Annotated in this window: 15 protein-coding genes and 5 pseudogenes; 11 read left to right on the top strand and 9 right to left on the bottom strand. The window is 61.0% G+C overall.

Going from position 1 to position 22,504, the window contains the following annotated elements:
• The first annotated feature begins 185 nt into the window (after nucleotides 1-185).
• A pseudogene (locus RW095_RS38120) lies at nucleotides 186-1,453 on the top strand (amidohydrolase family protein).
• A gap of 36 nt (nucleotides 1,454-1,489) precedes the next feature.
• Here RW095_RS38120 and RW095_RS38115 read toward each other — a convergent pair.
• Nucleotides 1,490-2,254, bottom strand: a pseudogene (locus RW095_RS38115) (M3 family metallopeptidase); the annotation flags it as partial.
• On the opposite strand from RW095_RS38115, the gene RW095_RS38110 reads away from it, so the two are divergent.
• From RW095_RS38110 to RW095_RS38100, 3 genes and pseudogenes are all read left to right on the top strand, one after another.
• The gene (locus tag RW095_RS38110) at nucleotides 2,235-2,594 is read left to right on the top strand and encodes a hypothetical protein (protein ID WP_317020823.1); all 360 of its coding nucleotides are present in this window, start codon (nucleotides 2,235-2,237) and stop codon (nucleotides 2,592-2,594) included. The pseudogene RW095_RS38115 and the gene RW095_RS38110 sit on opposite strands and share 20 nt — an antisense overlap.
• Before the next feature lie 235 nt (nucleotides 2,595-2,829).
• Entirely contained in the window at nucleotides 2,830-3,069 is a 240-nt protein-coding gene (locus tag RW095_RS38105) for a hypothetical protein (protein WP_317020822.1), read from the top strand.
• A gap of 695 nt (nucleotides 3,070-3,764) precedes the next feature.
• Nucleotides 3,765-5,086 (top strand): annotated as a pseudogene (locus RW095_RS38100) (IS5 family transposase).
• Between the two features lie 363 nt (nucleotides 5,087-5,449).
• On the opposite strand, the pseudogene RW095_RS38095 reads toward RW095_RS38100, so the two are convergent.
• Nucleotides 5,450-6,999, bottom strand: a pseudogene (locus RW095_RS38095) (IS3 family transposase).
• 296 nt (nucleotides 7,000-7,295) lie between these two features.
• Between RW095_RS38095 and RW095_RS38090 the strand changes: the two are divergent.
• The 3 genes from RW095_RS38090 to RW095_RS38080 all read left to right on the top strand — a co-directional run bounded on the left by RW095_RS38090 (nucleotide 7,296) and on the right by RW095_RS38080 (nucleotide 11,064).
• On the top strand, nucleotides 7,296-7,988 hold the full coding sequence (locus RW095_RS38090; RefSeq protein ID WP_317022811.1) for a phosphatase PAP2 family protein: 693 nt from the start codon (nucleotides 7,296-7,298) through the stop codon (nucleotides 7,986-7,988).
• A 1,286-nt stretch (nucleotides 7,989-9,274) separates the two neighbouring features.
• Nucleotides 9,275-9,910, top strand: coding sequence for a hypothetical protein (locus RW095_RS38085; protein WP_317020821.1), 636 nt, complete (start codon nucleotides 9,275-9,277; stop codon nucleotides 9,908-9,910).
• A gap of 272 nt (nucleotides 9,911-10,182) precedes the next feature.
• Entirely contained in the window at nucleotides 10,183-11,064 is an 882-nt protein-coding gene (locus RW095_RS38080; protein ID WP_317020820.1) for a hypothetical protein, read from the top strand.
• Between the two features lie 19 nt (nucleotides 11,065-11,083).
• Here RW095_RS38080 and RW095_RS38075 read toward each other — a convergent pair whose 3' ends face one another.
• Nucleotides 11,084-12,157 (bottom strand): glycosyltransferase, encoded by a 1,074-nt coding sequence (locus RW095_RS38075; protein WP_317022810.1) that lies wholly within the window; start codon nucleotides 12,155-12,157, stop codon nucleotides 11,084-11,086.
• A complete protein-coding gene (locus tag RW095_RS38070; protein ID WP_317020819.1) occupies nucleotides 12,157-13,410 on the bottom strand; it encodes an oligosaccharide flippase family protein in 1,254 nt (417 codons plus the stop codon). Before RW095_RS38070 ends, RW095_RS38075 begins: the two co-directional genes overlap by 1 nt.
• Before the next feature lie 370 nt (nucleotides 13,411-13,780).
• On the opposite strand from RW095_RS38070, the gene RW095_RS38065 reads away from it, so the two are divergent.
• Nucleotides 13,781-14,983 (top strand): glycosyltransferase, encoded by a 1,203-nt coding sequence (locus tag RW095_RS38065; RefSeq protein ID WP_317022808.1) that lies wholly within the window; start codon nucleotides 13,781-13,783, stop codon nucleotides 14,981-14,983.
• Nucleotides 14,984-14,993: 10 nt separating this feature from the next.
• Here the strand turns inward: RW095_RS38065 and RW095_RS41785 are convergent, their stop codons facing one another.
• On the bottom strand, nucleotides 14,994-15,326 hold the full coding sequence (locus tag RW095_RS41785; protein ID WP_449406542.1) for a hypothetical protein: 333 nt from the start codon (nucleotides 15,324-15,326) through the stop codon (nucleotides 14,994-14,996).
• Nucleotides 15,327-15,671 carry an acyltransferase family protein gene (locus tag RW095_RS41780; RefSeq protein WP_449406541.1) on the bottom strand — a complete coding sequence of 115 codons (345 nt, stop codon included), beginning with the start codon at nucleotides 15,669-15,671 and terminating at the stop codon, nucleotides 15,327-15,329.
• 380 nt (nucleotides 15,672-16,051) lie between these two features.
• On the opposite strand from RW095_RS41780, the pseudogene RW095_RS38055 reads away from it, so the two are divergent.
• Nucleotides 16,052-16,618 (top strand): annotated as a pseudogene (locus RW095_RS38055) (hypothetical protein); the annotation flags it as partial.
• Entirely contained in the window at nucleotides 16,615-17,832 is a 1,218-nt protein-coding gene (locus RW095_RS38050; protein ID WP_317020818.1) for a glycosyltransferase, read from the top strand. The pseudogene RW095_RS38055 and the gene RW095_RS38050, both read left to right, overlap by 4 nt.
• Before the next feature lie 100 nt (nucleotides 17,833-17,932).
• On the opposite strand, the gene RW095_RS38045 is transcribed toward RW095_RS38050, so the two are convergent.
• Nucleotides 17,933-19,663, bottom strand: a complete 1,731-nt coding sequence (locus RW095_RS38045) for a GMC family oxidoreductase (RefSeq protein WP_317020817.1) — start codon at nucleotides 19,661-19,663, stop codon at nucleotides 17,933-17,935.
• Between the two features lie 170 nt (nucleotides 19,664-19,833).
• Nucleotides 19,834-20,448, bottom strand: a complete 615-nt coding sequence (locus RW095_RS38040) for a DapH/DapD/GlmU-related protein (protein ID WP_317022806.1) — start codon at nucleotides 20,446-20,448, stop codon at nucleotides 19,834-19,836.
• A gap of 172 nt (nucleotides 20,449-20,620) precedes the next feature.
• On the opposite strand from RW095_RS38040, the gene RW095_RS38035 reads away from it, so the two are divergent.
• On the top strand, nucleotides 20,621-21,115 hold the full coding sequence (locus tag RW095_RS38035; RefSeq protein WP_317020816.1) for a hypothetical protein: 495 nt from the start codon (nucleotides 20,621-20,623) through the stop codon (nucleotides 21,113-21,115).
• 31 nt (nucleotides 21,116-21,146) lie between these two features.
• Here the strand turns inward: RW095_RS38035 and RW095_RS38030 are convergent, their stop codons facing one another.
• Nucleotides 21,147-22,478 carry a glycosyltransferase WbuB gene (locus RW095_RS38030; protein ID WP_317020815.1) on the bottom strand — a complete coding sequence of 444 codons (1,332 nt, stop codon included), beginning with the start codon at nucleotides 22,476-22,478 and terminating at the stop codon, nucleotides 21,147-21,149.
• Between the last annotated feature and the right edge of the window lie 26 nt (nucleotides 22,479-22,504).

The following is a 22,504-nucleotide window of genomic DNA, read 5'->3' as shown; positions in this document are numbered from 1 at the left end:
TTGTTGAGATCGATTATAGGTATGTCCTTGGGGTCATTCGGCCAAACACTCGGCCATTTGCGCCAGTTTCGAAACGCAAACGTTTCGTATGGAATGCGCATCGATTCGATACGCGTCCGCTCTTGGTTCCGGCGCTTTTATGGCCCGATACAATCGGCCAGAAATCACCGTCGGAGGGTTTGCAGATGGATCTCATCATTCGCCGTGCCGCGCGCGTTCGCTCGACCGCACTCGTGGATATTGGCATCGAAGCAGGGCGGATCGTGGCAATCGAGCCGCATCTGAGCCTGACCGCGCGCGACGAGATCGACGCCCATGGTTCGCTCGTTACCGCGCCTTTCGTCGATGCCCACTTTCACATGGACGCGACGCTCTCCTACGGTTTGCCGCGCGTGAATGCGTCGGGGACGCTGCTGGAAGGCATCACGCTATGGGGTGAGCTGAACCCGGAGTTGACGCAGGAAGCGATTGTCGAGCGCGCGCTTCAGTATTGCGATTGGGCCGTCGCGCGTGGGCTGCTCGCGATTCGCTCGCACGTCGACGTTTGCGATCCGCGTCTCCTGGCCGTGGAGGCACTCGTCGAAGTGAAGCGGCGCGTCAAGCCGTACCTGGATTTGCAACTGGTCGCGTTTCCACAGGACGGCGTGTTGCGAAGCCTGGGCGCGTTCGACAATCTGAAGCGCGCGATCGATCTGGGCGTCGATGTCGTCGGCGGTATTCCACACTTCGAACGCACGATGGCCGATGGCGCGGCATCGATGAAGCTGCTCTGCGAGTTCGCGGCGGAGCGCGGCTTGGCGTCGATATGCACTGCGACGAGTCCGACGACCCAATGTCGCGCCATATCGAAACGCTCGCAGCCGAGACGCATCGGCTCGGGCTGCACGGGCGCGTGACCGGCTCGCACCTCACGTCGATGCATTCGATGGACAACTACTACGTCAGCAAACTGATTCCGCTGATGCGCGAAGCCGGCGTCGCGGCGATTGCCAATCCGCTCATCAACATCACGCTGCAGGGACGTTCGGACACGTATCCGAAGCGGCGCGGCATGACGCGCGTGCCCGAACTGATGGCAGCGGGCATCGACGTCGCGTTCGGCCACGACTGTGCGATGGACCCTTGGTACAGCCTCGGTTCCGGCGACATGCTCGAAGTCGCGCATATGGGGCTGCACGTCGCTCAGATGACGGACGTCGATGCGATGCGCGCCTGCTTCGATGCGGTGACGGTCAATCCCGCGAAGATTCTCGGTCTGGAAGGCTATGGAATCGAAGTCGGATGCAACGCGGATTGCGTCGTGCTCGACGCGCGAAATCCAATCGAAGCGATCCGCCTTCGCGCGGCGCGCACGGCGGTCATTCGCAGAGGCAAGGTGGTGAGCCGCAGCCCGGCCGCGCGCGCCACGCTCGAGGGGCGGCCTGCGGAAGTGGACTTCAAGATCAGGCGCTAGATGCAAAAAACCCCGGCGCTAGGCCGGGGTTCGAGCTTAGTGCAGCGTCTGTCCGGCCATGCCGTTATGACGCAAGAGCGCGTCGATGTTCGGCTCGCGGCCGCGGAACGCCTCCTTGAAGGAATCCATCGCGGGACGGCTGCCGCCAACTTCGAGAATCTCCCGGCGGTACCGGATGCCCGTTTCCGCATTCAGCACCGAGCCGTTTGCGAGCTTCGCAGCTTCTTCAAACGCGTCGTACGCATCGGCGGAGAGCACCTCGGGCCACTTGTCGCTGTAGTAGCCCGCCGCATAGCCGCCCGCGAAGATATGGCTAAATGTGTTTGGCCAGCGCGAGAACGGCGCTTGCGGAATGACGTGGAATTTCTCGTTGATCTCGCGGGCGAGGTCGTTGACGTTCTGCGCGGTGTTGGACGGATCGTAGGACGTGTGCAGCACCATGTCGAACATCGAGAAGACGATCTGGCGCAGCGTCCCGAGACCGCTCTGGAAGTTCTTGGCGGCGAGCATCTTGTCGAAGAGTTCGCGCGGCAGCGGCACGCCGGTATCGACGTGCGCGGACATGTCGGTGAGCACGTCCCACTCCCAGCAGAAGTTTTCCATGAACTGCGACGGCAACTCGACCGCGTCCCACTCGACGCCGTTGATGCCCGAGACGCCGAGTTCCTCGACGCGCGTCAGCATATGGTGCAGCCCGTGCCCAAACTCGTGGAACAGCGTGATGACTTCGTCGTGCGTGAAGCAGGCGGGCTTGCCGCCGACCGGCGCGGAGAAGTTACACGTGAGATACGCCACCGGGGTCTACGCCGCCCGCACCCGCAAGGGAAGATATAGCATGTTCAGCGTCGGCTTTCATGTCGAACGCACTGATGCATGGATGATGTGCGGCGAGTTTCCAAAGTCAATCCAGCAGATCTACGAGCAGATTATGGCGTGGCACGTTGAGCAGCATCCAAAAGCGAAGAAGCGTCCATTCATGGCTCGTTCCGACTCGAAGTGGGGTTTCGACCCGAGAGGAATGCGGTTTCACCCGTACAGCGCTGAAGGCATCTACCTCTATGTCAACTCTATCGACGACGCCACGGACGTGTTGTTTAAGCTTCAGCTTGGCAGTAACGAGCTAGATGAAAGCAATATGTAAAAAGCAGTATCCGTCTCAATCGTCATCCTGTTAATGATGCGGACAGCAAACAGATATTGAGGCACTTATGAAGTTAAACCTATGTAAGCAGTACCAAGCCGGAAGCTGACCGAGCAGCGTGACTTATTACCGTTTAACGAGCGCTAATACGACACGCTGTTCTGTCCTTCCGGTGATCAACCGCGCTTCCGAATAGTCGGGCGCGGTTCAACTCACATCAAAGGAAAGATAAAAAATGGCTAACATTAAAAGCAAATGGGAACAGGTATCCGATTCTCCAGCCCGCTTCATTGGTTCGTTCCGCAACGAAAAAATGGCGCTGGCTAGTCACGACATGATTGCGGACTGGCTTAAAACGCAACTTGGCGATAATGGCGTGGGCATGTCAAGAATTTCGGAGACCGTTGAAAAGTACGATGCGGACCTTGACTCCTTCGACCTGCCCGCATCTAGCACCGTCGTGAACGTATCGTAGAATTCAACAACCTTAAAACGGTCGAGGCGTTCCGACAGGGCAAGTGGGTGAAGGCATGAGCGCGCAAGTAACTATGCCTCCAAAAAAGCGGCGAGGCCGCCCCGCCGGGTAGAAATGCAGCGAAGAAACGCTGAAAAAGATGCGTGCGGTTCAGTTAGGGCGAACAGTCTCTGCAGAGACACGTAAAAAGATCAGCGAAGCTGCGAAGGGGAAAATATTTTCCGCCGAAACACGAGCCAAAATGAGCGAGGCCGCAATCGCAAGATGGCGCGTTCAGCAGCCGTGATATTGCCGTTCAGGCTAATCGATTAGCCTGTCGTGTTTTAACCATCTTCACAAACTGCGCCGGTTTTCTCGTCCATTTGGACTGACTGGCGCTCATCTTTTTCCGCGATGCTTTGCTATGTGTCCGGCCTGTATTGGCGGCTGTAGCAGCATTGCGCGTCTTTTGCGAGATTGTCCGCGGATTGAGCTTAATTGCTAGTCTGCTCGTTCTCAGTGACTGTAGCCGCCGAATTAAACAATCGCGATGCATCTCCAACGAACGCTGGGATTCCAATTCCGGCTATTCGAGTCGGCCCTGAACAATTCGGAACGGCTTATGCCGCAGGGCCTTGAGGCCGAAATGGAGTTGTGGGATTTGCAGGAACCTGGCACATTAGCGCGAGAATCCTGCATTTTTCGACGAGGTGCGGATGGGTCCGAAGACGCCGGTGCCAGAGGGAGATTTCTTCCGCCAACCGCTGCGCGAGCAAATCCACCTGAAGCATCCGTTGGTTCCCCTTGCCGATCTGATCGATTGGGAACGGTTGAATGCGGCGATGAGCGCGAGCTTCGTCTCGAGCAGAGGGCGGCCGGCGAGTTCGCCGCGCCTGATCGCAGGGCTGCTGTACTTGCAGCATGCCTTCGACCTGTCGGACGAGGACGTGGTGCGGCAATGGCTGGAGAATCCGCATTGGCAGGTGTTCACCGGCGAGACGTACTTGCAGACGAAGCCGCCGATTGATCTGTCGAGCCTGACGCGCTGGCGCAAGCGGCTGAGCGAAGCGGGCGTTGAAGAACTGTTGGCGCAGACCATCGAAGCGGCCAAACGCGCAAACGTCATCAAGACTGCGAGCCTGAAGCGGGTGATCGTCGATACGACCGTGATGGAAAAAGCAGTTGCGCATCCCACCGATTCACGGCTGCTCGAACGTTGCCGGGAACATCTGGTGAAGGCTGCCGCCCGGCACGGTCTGCAGTTGCGGCAAAACTACAACCGCGAAGCGCCGCGTCTGGCGGCCCAGATCGGGCGCTATGCGCATGCGAAGCAATACAGGCGGATGAAGAAATCGCTGCGCACGTTGCGCTCCCGAGTGGGACGCGTGATGCGTGACGTCGAGCGCCAACTGGACGGCGTCGCCCAGCAAAGTCGGGCGGCGCTGGAAGAACTGATTAGCCGCACGAAGCGGATTCTCACGCACAAGCAGAAGGACAAAAACAAGCTGTATGCGCTGCATGCGCCGGAAGTCGAATGCCTGGCCAAAGGCAAAGCACGCAAGCCGTACGAATTCGGCGTGAAGGTGTCGATCACGACGACGCACAAGGAAGGTCTCGTGGTCGGAGCTCGTTCGATGCCGGGCAATCCGTATGACGGGCACACGTTGGCCGAAGCGTTGGAACAAGCGGCGATCCTCAGCGACGTTCAGCCGGAGATAGCGGTCGTCGACCGCGGCTACAAGGGCGTCGCCGTTGATGGTGTGAAGGTCTATCACCCGGGCCTGCGACGCGGTATCACGCGCGGCTTGCGCGCGATGAACCGGCGGCGCAGCGCGATCGAGCCGGCCATCGGGCACATGAAGGCCGACGGCAGCTCGATCGCAATTGGCTCAAGGGTTCGCTGGGCGATGCGCTTCATGCGGTGCTGTGCGGTGCCGGCCACAACCTGCGGATGATCCTGCGCAAGCTGCGGCTTTTTTACGCCCTGATTCTCGCCGCTTTGCTCAACTCCAAAAACTCCGTTCCCTCGTCCGTCTGAACTTATCCCTCCGCCAGAACGAATTATTCAGGGCCGACTATTCGAGCGGGGAGAGTTTGACCAACTTTTACGTTGCGAGGCGCGAGTTGTCGGTTCAACCGACAACTCACGATGTTGCGGGGTCGCCTGCACGTTGCTCGGCATTGCACTGGGGCTCGATCAATCTACGCCTCAAAGATCAGGTCGATTAAGTAGATTCCCGGGCCGATCGAAATCGCGTCGTTCGGGCCATCGGGACATCTCGACGACGCAGCGATACATCGACGTGAACGACGAGATGCAGCGGAAGGCTGTCGATCTCATTTATAGCAGGAATGCGACCGACCGGCTCGCGGTGTTTGTCAACGTAGTTGTCGTGTCGCTTCACGCGCACTGCTTAAGTTCGGCTCGGGGCACATGCTCCGGATTGAGCCAGACCTGGTCCTTCAATTCCAATTGCGGGTCGAGCGAGACCAGCGGTGCGGGTTGTTCGCCTTGGCTCGCGCATAGACGATTTCACGCTGTGCCAGCACTGCGTTGGCGACGCCGTTATGACGCTGCGCCGGCGTGACGAATTTCAAGCCGCTGTGCTTGTGCTCGTAGTTGAACCAACGCACGAACTGCTGCGTCCAGGCGCGCGCGTCGCCAAGGCTCACGAACGCTTTACGCGGATAGTCGGGCCTGTACTTGCACGTGCGGAACAGCGCCTCGGCGTACGGGTTTTCGTTGCTCACACGCGGTCGGCTGAACGAAGCCACCACGCCCAGGTTTTCCAGCGTGGCGAGCATCGTCGCACCCTTCATCGCACTGCCATTGTCCGAGTGCAGAACCAGTGGGCGTCCCGCCAGGCCCTCGGCCAAACTCGTGCGCCGCATCAGCAACGACGCAAGTTCTGCAGATTCCGCTTCCTGGACTTCGTGACCGACGATCTTGCGGCTAAACACATCGAGCACCATGTACCAGTAGTAGAACTTGCCCTTGATCGCCGCCGGTAACCAGGTGATGTCCCACGACCACAGCTGGTTCAGTGCTGTCGCACAATGGCTGGTGCGCATCCGTGACGATGGCTGCCGTGCCCGACCTCGGCGGTGCTGCTGCGAGGCACTTCGCAATACGCGGTAAAAGCTCGATTCCGACGCGAGATACACGCCGCGGTCCGCCAGGCTCGGCACGATCTGACTGGGCGGCAAACTGGCGAATTCGGCGCTATTGGCCACCTCCAGAATCCGCTGCCGTTCGGTTTCGCTCAGCTTGTTGCTGGACTCGGGCCGCGATGCCGTGCTGCGGCCGTCGGCGCGCACCGCATCGCCATCACAACCCAGCGCTGGAACGTGCGTACGCTCAGGCCCAGCTCTTCGCATGCCTGCTCCAGGCGGTAACCCGACTGCGCCGCCTCGCGGATCAACGATATACATAACAGGCGATCAGGGACGTTGATCAATCGTCCTCTTGTTCTCCCCAGATCGCCTGGACTTTTTTTCTGAGAACCAGCAGCGCTGCCGCTTCGGCCAGCGCCTTCTCCTTGCGCTGCAACTCCTTCTCGAGTTGCTTGATACGCCGCTTGTCTTCTTTGGAATGTTGACGTTGCTCGCGCGCCTGCTCCGCAGCGTTCGCGTTGGCGCCCATACAGGCCGCTCGCCACGCAGCAACCTGCTCGGAGTAGAGACCTTTGCGACGGCAGTACTCGGCCAGCTCCGCTGCATTGAGCGGGGCAGTTTCCAGTACGACGGCAAACTTGTCGCCCGAAGACCATTCTTCGGGGTTCTTCCCGTCGCCCGGCACTGCCAGCCCTTGTCCTTTCGCCTGTCGCGCCACGTTTACAACGTCTGTTCGGTAATCCCCGTTTCTCGTGCTAGCGCCGACACCGGCGCATTCTCCGGCGGCATCATGCGACGCACCAGCGCTTCTTTTCGTTCTTCTGGGTAGGCTTTCATTCATTCCGATTCTACCGCCCCCGGACCATGTCTAAGAATCAAGCGACACGACATCTATTCTGACGCCGGGGGCTCGTCGTTCACGCGGGCTCGCTAAAAATAAAATTGACTCGCCCCTTAACAGACGCTGACAAGGGAGCGCTTCTTGAAAGCAAAAAATCAGGTTGGCAGCGGAACTGCCCAGTGATCGAAGGCAACAAAATAAACGAAGTAAAAAGATCTGTACCAAAGCGAACACTATGAGATGCAGCGAATCCTTTAGGCTAGGTTAACTAGCTCGCTTTTATTAAAACATGATGACCAACTTCGATTCATTCATCGAAACGTATCTGTCGCACATACATTTCGGTCATTTCATTACCCACAGCATCGAGGTCATCACTGACCTGTACTCATCCAAGGGACTCGTACTGATCCCCGTTCTGTGTTGGATGTGGTTTCAGCCACACGAGCGCCGCGAATGGCGGAGGGAAATCGTTCTCGCGACACTTCTCAGCGGCCTTATGGCGCTTTTCGTCGGAAGGCTGTTGGCTCATGTGTTGCCGTTCAGCGTGCGACCCGTCTTCAACCCTGAGCTGCATCTGCACTTTCCGGGTGGGGAGACCAACGACGCACAGCTGTCGACGTGGAGCTCCTTTCCGAGCGATCACGCGATGCTGTGGATGGCGGTCGCCACCGGTATCTTTCTCGCATGGCGCGGCATCGGTCTAATGGCGATCATCTATACCGCCCTCGTCATCTGCCTTCCGCGCGCGTGGCTCGGCTTTCACTATCCGACCGATTTACTCGCGGGCGCCGCGTTGGGAGTCGTGATTACCCTGGTAATGACGCGAGACTCGATCCGCGTGCGCTACGCGTCTCCGATGGTGCGATGGATCGAACGGTACCCGGCGCCTTCAGCGACGTTGGCCTTCGTGCTGTGCGTCCAGCTCGTTACACAGTTCGACGAATTGCGCAAGGCGGCGGGCGGTCTGTTCAAAAATCTATGAAATGCGCACCGCGGGCGTAGGTCGGATTGAACGACTTCTGCGAGCCCGATTACTCGCTGACAAAAGGCCGACCATGACCGCCAAGGTGGTTCTAGTCTTCCGAAGTCGCGGGTATTTCACGAGTCGCGAGAAAACTTGGCCGAACGTTGACTCCAGCGACGAAAGGAGCGACCCGATATCAGCCTTCCCCGATAGGGTTGTCGGGTCGGCCTGCGCATCGACCTTTTCGAGGTTTGCTCGACGTTCACTCGCGTTACGGCCTGCACACTCGCGCTGTCACCAATTTGTGACACGCATCACCGGAGGCTTGAGCCATTTCGTTGCCTCCATAGCTGCTCCGGTTGCTTCCGGCTGGAGCATTTGCCGGGCGGGGCTTGCACCCGCTGGAAAGCGCCACCTTTTCACGGCGCACACCCAATGCGGTCCGTCTTGAGAGATCACACGCTGAACGATCGAAGACCGGCGCGGCTGTGTACTACGCGCGGTGGGAAACAAAAGCACCAGTGTGTGAACGCCGCTATCTTCCGGCATTCATTCAATTAGGGTTGCTTACTACCTCCGCAAGTTTGCTTTTCATCATCGATCAATGGCGGTCGTTGAATGCAACGTTTGTCGCGCACGTTACAGAGTGGCGACAGACATAGAGCAAGCGGCAAACTCCAACGCCATCTACGCGGCTAGCGCGGCCCTGCGGCAACGGTGCGGCGCCAATCGGAAACCAACGAGGGAAAACTTACTTATAACTGGCTCTAACGGGGCGCTATTGCAGTAATTACTGAACGTAGCGGCGGGAGAATTATAAACGTTTCAAAACTGCAGGGGCGTGGCTCGATAAGTAACAATAGAAACCGTACAGTCGGCGAGGAGCCAGCGGCTTGCGCGAATCTCTTGCTCTTCGAAAGGCCCGACTCGCGAGTGTCTGCAAAATGTAAAAGCTTTATTCGTCGGCGGATAAGGCCGTCGCGGTGGCGGGTAGAACAATCCGATCGCCACAGCCGCATCGCCAGTGAGATTGAGCGATTCTTAGCGCCGCGCAAACCCTAGTACGCATATTGCGCAGCCGCCACAACGGGGCTGCGGACCCAGTGGACTGTTCTGATTCGACTGCACCATGGCGTTTTCCAGTGTTACACAGCGCACTGACGTTACGCACCAGAGTGGTACCCTGAAGATAGCAGCCTTCGCGGCAGTGAGTCGCCGCCTTGCGGCGAGATCCGAGCAACTAAAACGCACCGCGAAGTGCAATTGCCGGCTAACGGCTCAACATCGCTGCGGGAGCCACTGCGATGGGATACAAGTCCTATACCCTGATGACATTACTGGCGGTTAGCAACGCAGCCCTCGCGTGGCAGCCGCTCATCTACCCGATTCGAAGTCAAACCGCGTATCAGCGCAGCGTCGACAGTGCGTTGTGCTATGCGTCTGCGAATAAGGAAACCAAAGTCAACACTGTGCGCGAGTCGCAAATTCCGCCACCAAGGTCTGCGGCAACGAAGACGTCTTCGACCGGCGCGCCATCGCGTCCGCCGCTTCCTCCGAGTACGTTCTCCGCCGCGCCTGGTGGTCCTGCGCTACCCGACGGCACGGCTCCAGCCGCGCCCAACACGGCTTCGGCGACGCAACCCGGCGCGGCGACAGCCAGCAATGCCGCGTCGGCGGCACATGCGGCACCCGCGAGTGGAGCGGCAACGGCACCCGGCACCGCTAACGCGGGGCACGCGGCATCTGGGGCACTGCCGCCGTCCGCGGCAATCGCGGAGAAGCCCGCCTCTGAGCCGGCGACCACAGCGAGCGCTGCCGGCGCGTCACAACCAGGCATTGCCGCACTGCCCCCACTTCCGGCACCCGAGCCACCCATGACGCGCTACTGGGCCGCTTACGGCGCATGCATGCAGGCACGAGGCTATGTCGTTGCGCAGTAAGCCTTCGTTGCAGGCCTGCTTGCGGCGACCGGTACGCCGGCTACGGGGAGCGCGTCGCACGCCGTCACCATCGCGAATATGACGACATGAATACAGACCAGAACGACTCTTCGGAATGCGAACAATGTGGCGCGCCGCTCGTGAGCCGCAACGTTCCCTGCCCTTCATGCCGTGCGCGCAGTGTCCCTGCGTATGCCGCGATGGTGCCGACGCTAACCGTGCGACTCACCGACGCGCGGCCGCCGAAAGCGAGGCGCCTACCGACGCGAAGAGTGTGGGACCCCTCGCGCGCGTTCGCCAATCCATATGCTGTGGTCGAAGACCCAGCAATCGTCCAGAGCACCTATCAACGGATGCGCGAGCCGCTCGCTCTTGCCGCCTCCGCTCTGATCGTAGCCTCGGCGGTCTATGTCGGCTTCATACACAGCAAAGACACCGATGACGATGTCGAGCCGCTTACCGTATCCGGTGCGATCAGCAGGCAGAAGAGCGTGACCCCGGTTTTGGCGGTGCAGCGTCCTGAGACTGCCGCTCCTGCGCGCTCAACAGCGGTCACCGCCGCTCCTCGCTCCGACACGGCACGCCCGTTGCCCACGGCGTTGACCGCGGAATTACCCGCTTCGTCGTCGTTGTCCGCGCGTCGTACCGCGCCGGCCGTTTCCGCTGCCGCAGCCATCTCCGCCGCGCCGGCCGCCTCCGGTGTCGCAATCGCATCCGAGCAAGCAAAGCGCAATCCCGGCGCCACACCGCCCATCACCGCAGAAGAAAAAGCACGCGCCGACCTGTCGCGGCATCTGCGTGCCGCGCGTGCAAGCCTTCGGGAGAACAATCTATCTGCGACGAAGGCGTGCGTCGCCGCGGCGATCGCGGTGCAACCTCAAAGCCGTGACGCGCGGAACCTGCGCGCGGCCGTCAATACACGTGAACAGCAGCGCGACGCACTGTTGAGTCTTGCGCGAGGCTGCGGCTACATTGCCCGTTGGGATTGCGTGTCGCTCAATGCAAGCAGCGCGCTCGGTATCGATTCGAGCAGTAAGGAAGCGCGGCATCTCATGACACTTGCGGTGCAGGAGTCGGCGCTCGCAAGCGCCCGGACGATCGAGCCCGCACCCGAAACTGCGCCCGATATACGCGACATCAACTTGCATCATTGACGCGCGCCAGGATCGATATTCAGCGCGCCGACACTGCCGGACACACTTGCCGCGCGATGGCGCGGTATCGCTCGGCCGCGTCTCTAAGCGTGAGTCCCGCTAGCGATCTTTGCACGCGCTTCTCGCTCAACGCCTTCACGATAGCGTCGGCGTAACCTCCTACGCTGTCGGTATCGACCAATTGCACACCCGGGAAACCATTGGCGAATGCGAACGCCGGTATCCTGCTTGCGACGATCGGGACGCCCGAGGCCAACGCCTCCAGAAACGCCACGCTGTGCCCTTCCGACTGTGAAGGCATGACGAAAACGCTCGACTCGGAGAGCACGGTCGCCACATCGCTGCGCGGCCCGGAGACCACGACGCGCTCCGCGACGCCCAGCTCGGTTGCGAGCGCAACGACGGCGCGCTGGTAATCGGGGTCCTCGACCACGCCGTATAGCACGAGCCGTGCGTCGCCAACCTGCTTTACCACTTCGCTGAAAGCGCGCACCGTGAGCAGTTGATTTTTGACAGACGCGTATCGGCCGATCTGCACGATCTGCGGAACACTCGCGGCTCGCTGCGCGCCGTCAGTGAATGCGAAGCGCGCGCGATCGACGCCGTTCGGCACCACCGTCATCGACGGATGCACGCCGATTGCCTGTATGTAGTCCGTGACGCCTTTCTGCGATACGCCTATCACGACGCTCGCGCGCCCCGACAGAAGATACTCGATGCGCCGGAACAGCGGGCGTTCGAAATCGTTGGTCGCGGAGTGCATCACGTAGACGACAGGCACGCCCAGCGGCAACGCGCGTGCATAAAACGACGGAATCGTGGCATGCGCGAAGATCACATCCGGGCGAAACCGCCGCACTGCGACGAACAGATTCCACAGCTTGCCTGCCGGATGGTGCCGTTTCTGCGGAAACAAGCACTGCACGCCGCGCGTTTGCAACTCGTTCGCCAACGACGCAAAGTCGTCATGCGCAGGCAGGAGCGAGCCAACGCATACCGCCATGCCCTCGGCGCACTGATCGAGCGCGAGGTCTTTCGCGAGCACTTCGGCGCCGGACAAACGCGGCGCCAGTACGAGATGGAAGACGCGCATCATGCAGTCCTTGCTCTCAGGATTCTGTACAGCATCCACGCCGCGGCACAGCCGAGGCCCAGTGTCATCGACCATGCGATCCCTGTCACACCCCACCAGCGAAGCGCGAGGGGCGCACTGATCAGCAGCACTACCACCTGAATCGCCGACGCATGCACAGTCGCTTTCGCGTCGCCGATCGCGCGCAAATACGAAACGAGCACCGCGATCAATGCGCCTATCGCCATGTTGATGACGAGTATCCTGAAGAGCGGCACCGCGGGCAGCCAGGCCGCGCCGAGAATCAGCGAGAACATTGGCTCCGCGATCAGCCGCAGCACCTCGACAAAAGCGGCGAGCCCGATTGCGACCGCCAGCAGATAAACCCTGATGAGGCGCGACGCCGCCTTCGGATCGCGGCGATGGTGTGCGGCAAAAGTCGGAAACAGGTATTGCGACATCGCGATCGCCGCATCGGCAAGCAGCATCTGTGCGAGACGCGACGACATCTGATAGCCGCCGAGTTGCGTGGGGCCAAGCAGCTTGCCGACCACCACCTTGTCGAACTGGTTGAGCAGCAGGTTGATCACACTGCTCGCCCAGATCCATCGACTGAAACCGACATACTGGCCGATGCCCGACCAAACCGCGCGCACCGGCGGCTTGGGTTTCATGGTGCCCCACGTCAGCGCGCTTTTGAGCGATTCACCGGCGACGAGGCCGATCAGTACCGAAGCCGCGCCCGCGCCGAAATAAGCGAGCGCGAGGCCGACCGAGCAATCGACGAAGGCAGCGGCCACCTCCACGCCCGCGATATGCTGAAAGCGCCGCTCACGCTGGACCACGTAGTAGGTCGGCGACGCGAGCCCGCGCAACAGCGGCAGCAACGCGGCGAGCTGGATCAGCAGGAGCGATCCATCGAGATGAAACTGACTGCTCAGCAACGGTGCGAGCGCAACCAGCAACAGCGAAATCAATACGCCACGCGCCGTGAGAGTGGTCCACACCGCGCCGAGCTGCGAGCGCGTTGGTGCGTGCTCGCCTTGAATCACTGCCTGCGCGAGCCCGGTATCGGATAGCGCCTCTGCAATTGCGACCGCGAGCAAAGCCACGCTCACACTGCCGATCGCCGCCGGCCCGAGCATGCGGCCGATCGCAAGAAATTTGATGGCCACCAGTCCACGCACCGCGAACTGTTGCAATAACACCCATGTCGCCGCGCTCGCGCCGAAACTGCCGGCTATCGAGAGCGCGGGAAGCCTGATCGCCCGCAAGCTGGTTCTCCGTCGAATTGCTGCGCCGTGCAGCGGTTTGATCAGCGTGTCGTGACTCGCTGTGAACGCCGCGGCGCCTGATTGGAATTGGGTCCCGCCAGCAAGCTGGCGACGGTTCACCTTAACCGTAAGCAGGACCTTACCGCGAGATATTCGCCGTCAACCGCCATCAACCAGGCGGCTTCGGCCCGAGCCCTTGTGTGGTAGTACGTTTACCCACACAGCGCGAGAGATAGGCGGTTTTCATGCTGCGAGGGGTGCTACCGTTATTCATCTGACGCCACGGCAGAGCCCGCGGCTCGGGCCATTTCCGCTCGCGGCGGAGAACCCGCTGATGCGATTCGTCAACCCATGCACGCTATTTCCGCCTATGCCTACCGACGTGATCGAACCTGACTTTGTCCTGATCGTGGAGCCCAATCTCACCGGCCACCGCTGGCGGTATGTCGAGTGGACGATGCAGGCCTGCGCGGAGGCCGGCCATCCGTGCATTCTGGTCACTGAATGCGCAAACGAAGATCACCGGCTCGCGAAACAGATCACTGCAGCCAACCGCCCCGATCAGCAGATCGCTTTTGTCGATCCGGAGGAAAGCCGCACTCACCGTTTGCGCGAACGCAATCAGTACTGGCGCTTTCATAACTACTTCCAGCGTGCCTATCGCATTCTCAGCCGCACGCAGTCGATCCGGCTGGTCGTCGTGCCCTATGCCGATTATTTTTTCAATGGACTACCGTTTCTCGGCTCTCCGTTCGGCAAGACGCCGTGGATCGGCATTACGATGCGCTCGACGTTTCATCATCACAAGGTAGGCATCAAAGCGCCCGATCGTCCGTTCGTCAACGCGATCAAGGCACAGCTGTTCAAACGCGCGGTTCGCACGGCGGGGCTGCGCACCTTGCTGAGCATCGATCCCACCTTGCCGGAATGGGCGGCGCTCAATACATCGAAAGACAGTGCAAAGGTCGCCTATGTGGCCGACCCGTTCCCGGACGAACGGGCGGAAGATCCTGCGCTCGCGCGCGAGCGGCTCGGCCTCGATCCCAAGCAACGCTACCTGCTCGTGTACGGCGCGATCACCGAACGCAAAGGCATCTACGAACTCGTTCATGCAATGACGCGTCTCGAGCACGCGCCCACGCTGATCGTCGCAGGCGAACAAGATGCGAGCACGCGGCACTTCATGCGCAATCACATTCGCAGTCTCACGCCCGCGCCGCTCGTGCTGGATTCGTTCATCTCCAACGATACGGAGCGCGATCTGTTCTCCGCATGCGACGCGGTATGGCTCGGCTACAAAGGCCATTACGGCATGAGCGGCGTGCTCGTGCAGGCGTACCGCTTCGACAAGCCGATAATCGCGACGGAAGACGGTCTGATCGGCTGGTTCAGCAGGCGCTGCGAATTGGGACCGATACTGAGCGACCTGAGCTCGGCGTCGATCGGCAAGGCCATCGCCGAAACAATGACTTCGTGGCCGCACGAACATCTAACGGCATCATCGCGCGACAATCTACTGTCGCGGCACACGCTCGGCGAATTCAAGCAAACCTTGCTGCAACAGATGGCGTGATCGACCGCAGTCACGACAACTGCCCACTGGCGACAGGCACTTCCTCGCGCACCGAGCTGCTGCGCTTTTCCGGAAACAACGCGTTGCGCATTAGCAGGAACGGGTATTCGATTGCGCGCGTCGTCACAGAGCCGATCACGATTGCGATGACAATCTGTGCCGCAAGCGCAACGATCCAGATGACGCTCGGCGCGAGGCCAAGTGCGGTGGCCTTGCGAATCACCATGTTGCCGGGAGCGAGCGCGAGAGAGTGCCACAAATTGATACCGTATGAATACAGACCGACCCAGGCGACCCCGCGATAAACCCATGTCGTGCGCAGCGCGCCCGAATACTCCAGCACTTAAAGGAATGTATTCCACGGATGCCGGACAGCCAGCACATGAAAAGCGACCAGAACGTAATACGCGGCCCAGATACCGAACATCCGCCGCACGATAAAACGGCGCGCGTCGATATGACCCGTTTCGGCGTATCGCCGAAACAGCAGGCCGCCGACCAGAAAGCCGCTCAATGTGAAGGAAAGATTGACGCCCTCCCCCTCGAAGTTCTTGAGTGGGTACTCCATAATCTGAAGGAGTACATTGTCGGTATGAACAGCGTGAAAGTGAAAGCCCATCACCGCAATAATTGCTGTGCCGCGAACGAAGTCCAGCCCGACCGGCTTTCGCGTGTCCCGCCCCGCCAAATAGCTTCGTTTTGTATTTCCCTTTCTGTTTTCTCGGGCGCGTCATCTTGTTTGCATCTTCGGTGTCGGCAGGTACAAGCGACCGCCAAGATCAAGGCATTCACCGGCGATAAAGGACAGCTTGCGTGCGTCTTGCAGGCATAGCCCTTTCCACTGTCGCCAGAATCCAGGCAGGCGGAGACGAACAGCAACTAGCGATATCCTCAAGCACAAAGTTGCGCTCACAATGACCCGACGCGAGACCGTCCGCTTAGACGACGGCAAACGGCGACGGGGAGGGAATAAGAATGCGCCATCAGTATGCAGCACCCTGGATATGGATTTTTCTATTGCCGCTTGCTCTGGACTACAAGGCCACCGACGCGACCACGGGCCACTTCGCGGGCTACGGGCACTACTACCGCTATTCGCCGGATTATCTGCCGGACCTTGCAGGCCAGTTCAGCAAGCAGGATTTCTACGCGATCAACGAATGGTTCGCGGGCCACAACGTCTGGGTCTATCAGTCGTTCGCGGGCGGGCTTGTGTTCGGTATCGCCATGCCACTGGCCACACTTGGCGCGCTCGCGCTATGTTTCTCCGCGTATCGCTACTGGCGATCGGTGGTGCCCGATGCGCCGATGCTGCCGATACTCGGGCACGCGATCGTGCTGTTCTCCGCGTTGCCGGCCACCTCTATCGGCGGCAATCCGCGTGGACCCCGCTTTTCCGGGCTCGTATTCGGCATTGGTCTCGGTTTGATGATTGCCACTTACACGCGTTTGCAGCGCGCACTGCCGGCACGCGCGAACCGAATGGGCGCCGCGCGCCGCATGCGGGCCGCCGCTTCGCCGGACTTGCCTCGCCGCATTCAACCGGGCATGGGCCGGGGGGATCTCGCCAGTACGCTGGGCATGTCGCAGACGACGCGACTGCCGGGTTCCAACCGACCGGATATCGCGCGATGAAAATCCTACACGTGCTTGCAAGCGTGGATCCGCGCGCCGGCGGTCCCGTCGAGGGCGTTCGCCGCAGCGGCGTGGCCATGCAGGATGCTGGACATGAAATCGAAGTCGCTACCTGCGACGCTCCGGACGATCCATACCTTGCGGCTTTGCCGTTCCCGGTTCATGCGTTCGGCCCCACATCCAACCGCTACAGCTATAGCGCCTATCTCGCGCCGTGGCTCGCAAATCATGCGAGGCGCTTCGACGCCGTCGTCGTGCACGGCTTGTGGCAATACCATGGCTTTGCGACATGGAAAGCGCTGCACGACAGCGGCGTGCCGTACTACGTGTACACGCACGGCATGCTGGACCCGTGGTTCAAAGAGGCGTATCCGCTCAAGCATCTAAAGAAATGGCTCTACTGGCCATGGGCGGAGTACCGTGTGCTGCGCGACGCGTGCGCTGTGATCTTCACGACCGAAGAAGAGCGCACCAGGGCCCGCCAATCGTTCTGGCTCTATCGCGCTCGCGAGCGCATCGTGCCGTTCGGAACGACGGTGCCTACGGTCGACGTAGCATCGGTACGCGAAGCGTTTTTGCAGGCAGTACCCAGCGCCCGCGGCAAACGCGTCGTGCTGTTTCTCGGCAGAGTGCATGCGAAGAAGGGCTGCGATCTGCTGATCGACGCATTCGCGCGCGTGGCCAGACGTGACGAGGCGCTGCATCTCGTGATCGCCGGTCCCGATGAAACCGGCTGGGCCGCAAGTCTGCGCGCTCAGGCGCAAGCTGCTGGCATCGCGCATCGCATGACCCTGCCTGGCATGCTGCAGGGCGATTTGAAGTGGGGAGCGTTTCATGCAAGCGACGTGTTCGCGCTGCCGTCGCATCAGGAGAATTTCGGTGTCGCGGTGGCCGAGGCGCTCGGCTGCGGCCTGCCCGCGTTGATCTCCGATAAGGTCAACGTGTGGCGCGAAATCGAAGAAGACGGCGCGGGGCTGGTTGGGTCCGACACCGTCGAGAGCACCGAAAAGAGCCTCGTTCGCTGGCTGGAACTCGACGACGCTACCCGTGAAGCGATGCGTCTGCAAGCCGCGCGCACTTTCAACGCCCGCTTCAGGATCGAAACGATGGTGAGCGCGTTGACCACCTTGCTTGAAACGAGAGCCGGTCACCACGGCCAGGCAGAGAAGAACACACTACCCGCTTTTCGCAAAGCCACTGAGCAGGCTCGCTGACTTCAATGAAGAATGACGGCGCTCATATGAGCGCCGCCCTTTTGCCGGGCGACGCCGCGTTCACCGCGCCGTCGCCTTCGTTCATTGCACTGCCGGTTCACTACTCCTTCATCAACGGCGTCAACGTCGAGGCCGCGATCGGCAGCGTCTCTACCGGCGACTGCGCCGGCGAAACACCGCTATTCGCCGCTTCCGCGCCCGTGTTGCCGACGATGTTCGGAACGTCAAGTTGCCGCGCCAGATGTCCGGCGAGCCGCAACGACAACGCGGCGATCGTGATGGTCGGGAAATTCGCGCCGACAGTCGGGAACACCGAACTGCCGCCAATATAAAGATTGCTGATGCCGTGTACCTTGCAATCGCGGTCGACCACGCCCTCGCGCGGCGAGTCATGCATGCGCGTCGTGCCCATGTGATGCCACGTCCCTTCCAGTTTCTGCGGCCACGGTCTGCCTTCGAGCGGCTCGTCCAGTTGGACTTCGGCGACGCGCGCCAGCCGCAGCTCCTTCGCGAGCGCCTCGAACGTTTTGTCGAATGTGCGCTTCACCTGGTCGCCAAGGCGCCAGTCGACCTTCACGCGCGGCATGCCGAAATGATCGCGCTTGTCGGCGGACAAGGTGACGCGGCTGTCCGGATCGGGCACCGCTTCGACGATTGCCTGCAGCGTGACGTCGGTAATCAGCGCAGGCCACTGCAACAGCCGGGTCAAACCATATCCCACGGTATCCAGAGGGTGCGCCGCCATCGTCGCAATGTCCGCCTTCAGGCTACGCCCCGGCTGGTCCTTGTGCATCAGCGCTTCCTTGCAACGAATCAGCGCCTCGGAGCCCGCGCTACCTTCCCCGTACCACCGCGAATAGAGCCACACCCGAGAATTGAGCAGCTTTTCGCGCTCCATCATCTCCTGTCGCGGGGCGAACTGAGATGAGATCTTCGTACCGTGCGCCGAGACGGCTGCATTCTGGTAGTGGTACTTGATGTCATACAGCTTGTTGCGCGCAACGCCAGGCAGGAAACGCACCTTCCCCGACATCATGCGCGGGTGGTCCATGAAGTAACGGCCCACCAGATCGTTGGCGTTGCCGATTCCTGCTGCCTGGACATTGTTTGAAGCAAGCAGCAGCCGCGCGTTCTCGATTCCGCCCGTGGCAAGCACGAAAATACGCGCCTTCACGGACATTCTACGGCCGCTGATCGTGCCGACCTGCACTCGCGTAATCGTCGTGCCTTGCGCATCCGCGTCGATATTCAGGACGTTCGCGTGAAGAAAAACGCGCACGCGCGTAGAGCTCGACAGTTCCTCGCGATACACCTTGCCGAAACGCACCGGCGGGCTGAATTGGGCAATGGTGTCGCGCATATCGCCGGTGCCCAGCGGGATGCGGCGCACGTCTGAGCGGCCGATCTCGCGCTCCCAGTAGGCGGGGTCGAACGTTTGAGGTCCGAGCTTCAGCAGATCGTGCGTGCGCGCATAGTATGGCGCGAGTTCGTCGAGACCAAACGGCCAGCCGCTATGTGCAATCCAGTCGCGCTTCTCGAAGTCCCACGGATCGAGCGGGCGGCACCAGCCGCCCCAGCAATTGCTGCTGCCGCCGAAATAACGGCTGCGCGAGCCGTCCGCAAAACGGTACGGCAGCCCGGCATTCTCGCCGCGATAGAGGTCGCGTGTTTCCTCGTCGGGCGCGAAGCCGCCGCTTTCAAGCATGCAGGTATCCACGCCGATACGCGACATTTCACGTGCGAGCGTAATGCCCGCGACCCCTCCCCCGATAATGCAAACCGTCGTTTCAATGACCGTGTTTTGCTCGACATTGCGAGTATCGATGAACATCCGCAGCTCCCCTATTCTTCATGATGTTTGTGGGGCGTCGCCGGCTCGCAGGCGAGTGGCCCCGCGAACAACGCGCCCATATGCCGTGACCGGATGCGCCTTTGTTCCGGTTGCCACCACGTCGGTCTCCTCAGCGTATAAACGCTGCGGCTTTACTTCTGTGCTTCAGGTCACGGAAGAAACCGCTTCCGCAAAAAACGACACGGATTTCCGCCATACACGCCCTCGGCTTCGAGCGAACGATGTACGACAGACAACGGCGTGACGACTGCCGAGCGGCCGATCGTCACGCCCATTTGCACGACGCATTTCGACGTGATCCACACGCCGTCTTCGATCACGATAGGCGCCACACGCAGGTCCATCGTGGTGCTCATGTCATGCGAACCGGCCGTGAGGAAGGTCCCTTGAGAGATGCACACATTCGAACCTATGTGAATCGGCGCCTGGTTGTAGATCCATACGTCGACGCCGAACCAGCACTTGTCGCCGACCTCGAGATTCCATGGCGCCTTCACGCGCAATGGATGCACGAAACGACACCCTGTGCCGATCTTCGCGCCGAAGAGGCGCAGCAGAGCGACTCGCACGAATGAGAACGGCAGCAGCTTGTTGTTGATCACGCAGGCTTCCACGAAGAACCATATAAGCTCTATCAGCGCACTGCGCCGCGCGCGGTAATTCCCCTTGCCGGCCAGACTCAGGTCGATGACGCGGCGCTCGGCGGCAGCGCCTTCTGCTTGCGGCGAGCATGCGAGCCGCGGATCGTCTGCAATGTTGCCCATCATCTTCCTCCATACCTTGCGTTCCCGTTCCTATACACAGGGCTACTAATTATTTTTGTGCGTGTGGCTTTGACGGTCAACGTGTCCGTCCCGGCAAGCGTTTTGGCGGCTACGCGCATGGATTTTGGCGCACGATATCTTCATCACGACTGTATCAACCCCGGGGACCACAATGACCACTTCGCTTCAGCGCACCGCCACCTGCATGCTTGTCCTTGCCACCGCGTGCGCAGGACCGGCGCTCGCCCAGAACGCCGCGCCTGCCCGAGCACCGGCAATGACCGCCACCGCGCCGACCGGCTATGGCGCGCCCCAGCAGGCTCCCGTCGATCGCCGCGCCGTGCAGCGCAAGCGGGAGCAGAAGCTGCTCGGCGCGCCCGACGGATACGGCGCCGCCAATGCACGAGACGGCAATATCGACGACGCACGCCGCGCGGCGTTGATGAACGAGCAACGCATGACCGTCATCGGTGCCGAGCAAGCCGGCCAGGAGGGCGCTGCGGTCAAGCGCAAGGCGCCTGCCGCAGCCAACGGCCAGTTGCGCGTGGCCGACGCCGCCCCGCGCCAGCGCCCGGCAGACACACTGCTGCCCCGAGGCGCGGCCAAGGCCGCTTACACCGATCCGTACACAACGGGTAAGCGCTCCGTCTACCGGTCGCCGTGGTGATCGCACGTTCATGAGAGGGCCGCATGCCGGTTCAATCCGGCGCGACTTCCTCCGTGGTCGCCGGCTTGACATGCCGCACCTCCACCGCTGAAGGCCTTCCGTCGAAATACGTCTTGCTGGCTTCCACACTCCTTCTTCGTGCCGCGCGGCACAGCATTCCAACGCGTTCTTCAAACGTACTGATCGTCGAATCGGGCGACAGCGTGCTTTCCGCATAGTCACGCGCCGCACGGCCGAGCGCAGCGCGCCGCTCCGAGTCGTTTGCAAGTGCGGTGATAGCGCCCACCAGCGCCTCCAAGTTATCCGGCGGCACGACCACGCCGCGCGAATGCACCGCCTCATGAAGCGCCGTACCACGCCGTGCCATCGCAATGGTCGCACGACCGCTGGCAAGCATGCCGGTCAGCTTCGACGGCATCACCAGATCGGCCGCATCGGCGCGTTGCGGCAGCACGTGAATGTCGGCGAGATTAAGCAGTTCGTTCAGACGCTCCACCGGCTGCAGCGGAAGAAAGACGCACTTCGGCAAGGCGGCGCACCGCTTGACGAGATTCTCTCTTGCCGCGCCGCTACCGCAGAACACGAACGTGATATCCGGGCGAAACGCGAGCGACGCCGCGGCTTCCGCAAGCATTTCGATGCCCTGCTTCGCGCCCATGTTGCCTGAGTACAAAACGACCTTCTGCTCGTCGGATATGTTGAGCAGGCTTCGATACTCGCTCGGCCGCGGCAGCGGAAACACCGCCGAAACGTCGACCCAGTTGGGCAGGCACACCACCTTCGAAGGGTCGACGCCCTTTGTCGACGCACGCGCGCTCATGTGCCGCGTGATCGACGACACTGCAGCGAAGCGCCGCAACAACTGGCTCTCGATCCAGCGCGCGATCCGCGCGGCACGCGAGCCTTTGAGCAGGCCGAGTTCGAAAGCGGCGTCGACCTCATAGTCCTGAATGTGCAACCACGCACTTGCACGGGCGACTCGGGCGAGCGCGATCGTCGCGGGTGCGCACATCAAGGTCGGTGCGATCAACAGTACTGCATCGGGGCGCCAGAAGGCCTGCAACACGAGCAAGGGCAGAGAGGTTGCCGCGAAGCTGGCCAGGTGAATCATCCGCTTCACACCGCTTGGGCGCGACGGCACCCATAGCGGCGCGCGCCATACCGTGACACCGTCGCGCTCTTCGCGACGATAGCGCCACGATGTATACCCGGAGGAAACTCGCCAATCCGGGTAGTAAGGCGGAGCGCATACCACCCGGACGTCGTGCCCCCGGCTCGCAAGCAGCGCGGCCATTTCAGCCGTGTACTTGCCAGTCCCGGTGAGTTCGGGCGCGTAATTGAGGCCGTAGATCAGGATCTTCATTGTGCTTGTCTGAACGTGTTTAAGGC

Origin of the sequence: Paraburkholderia kirstenboschensis (assembly GCF_032806925.1) — a bacterium.
GTDB lineage: Bacteria > Pseudomonadota > Gammaproteobacteria > Burkholderiales > Burkholderiaceae > Paraburkholderia > Paraburkholderia kirstenboschensis.
This window is presented reverse-complemented; position numbering and strand designations above follow the sequence as displayed.

Excerpts from the sequence above, each read along its gene's own strand:
- RW095_RS38075 (WP_317022810.1), bottom strand. The coding sequence starts at position 12,157 with ATGCGCGTCTTCCATCTCGTACTGGCGCCGCGTTTGTCCGGCGCCGAA.
- RW095_RS38065 (WP_317022808.1), top strand. The coding sequence starts at position 13,781 with ATGCCTACCGACGTGATCGAACCTGACTTTGTCCTGATCGTGGAGCCC.
- RW095_RS38050 (WP_317020818.1), top strand. The coding sequence starts at position 16,615 with ATGAAAATCCTACACGTGCTTGCAAGCGTGGATCCGCGCGCCGGCGGT.
- RW095_RS38030 (WP_317020815.1), bottom strand. The coding sequence starts at position 22,478 with ATGAAGATCCTGATCTACGGCCTCAATTACGCGCCCGAACTCACCGGG.
- RW095_RS38105 (WP_317020822.1), top strand. The coding sequence starts at position 2,830 with ATGGCTAACATTAAAAGCAAATGGGAACAGGTATCCGATTCTCCAGCC.
- RW095_RS38035 (WP_317020816.1), top strand. The coding sequence starts at position 20,621 with ATGACCACTTCGCTTCAGCGCACCGCCACCTGCATGCTTGTCCTTGCC.
- RW095_RS38085 (WP_317020821.1), top strand. The coding sequence starts at position 9,275 with ATGGGATACAAGTCCTATACCCTGATGACATTACTGGCGGTTAGCAAC.
- RW095_RS38090 (WP_317022811.1), top strand. The coding sequence starts at position 7,296 with ATGACCAACTTCGATTCATTCATCGAAACGTATCTGTCGCACATACAT.
- RW095_RS38040 (WP_317022806.1), bottom strand. The coding sequence starts at position 20,448 with ATGGGCAACATTGCAGACGATCCGCGGCTCGCATGCTCGCCGCAAGCA.
- RW095_RS38045 (WP_317020817.1), bottom strand. The coding sequence starts at position 19,663 with ATGTTCATCGATACTCGCAATGTCGAGCAAAACACGGTCATTGAAACG.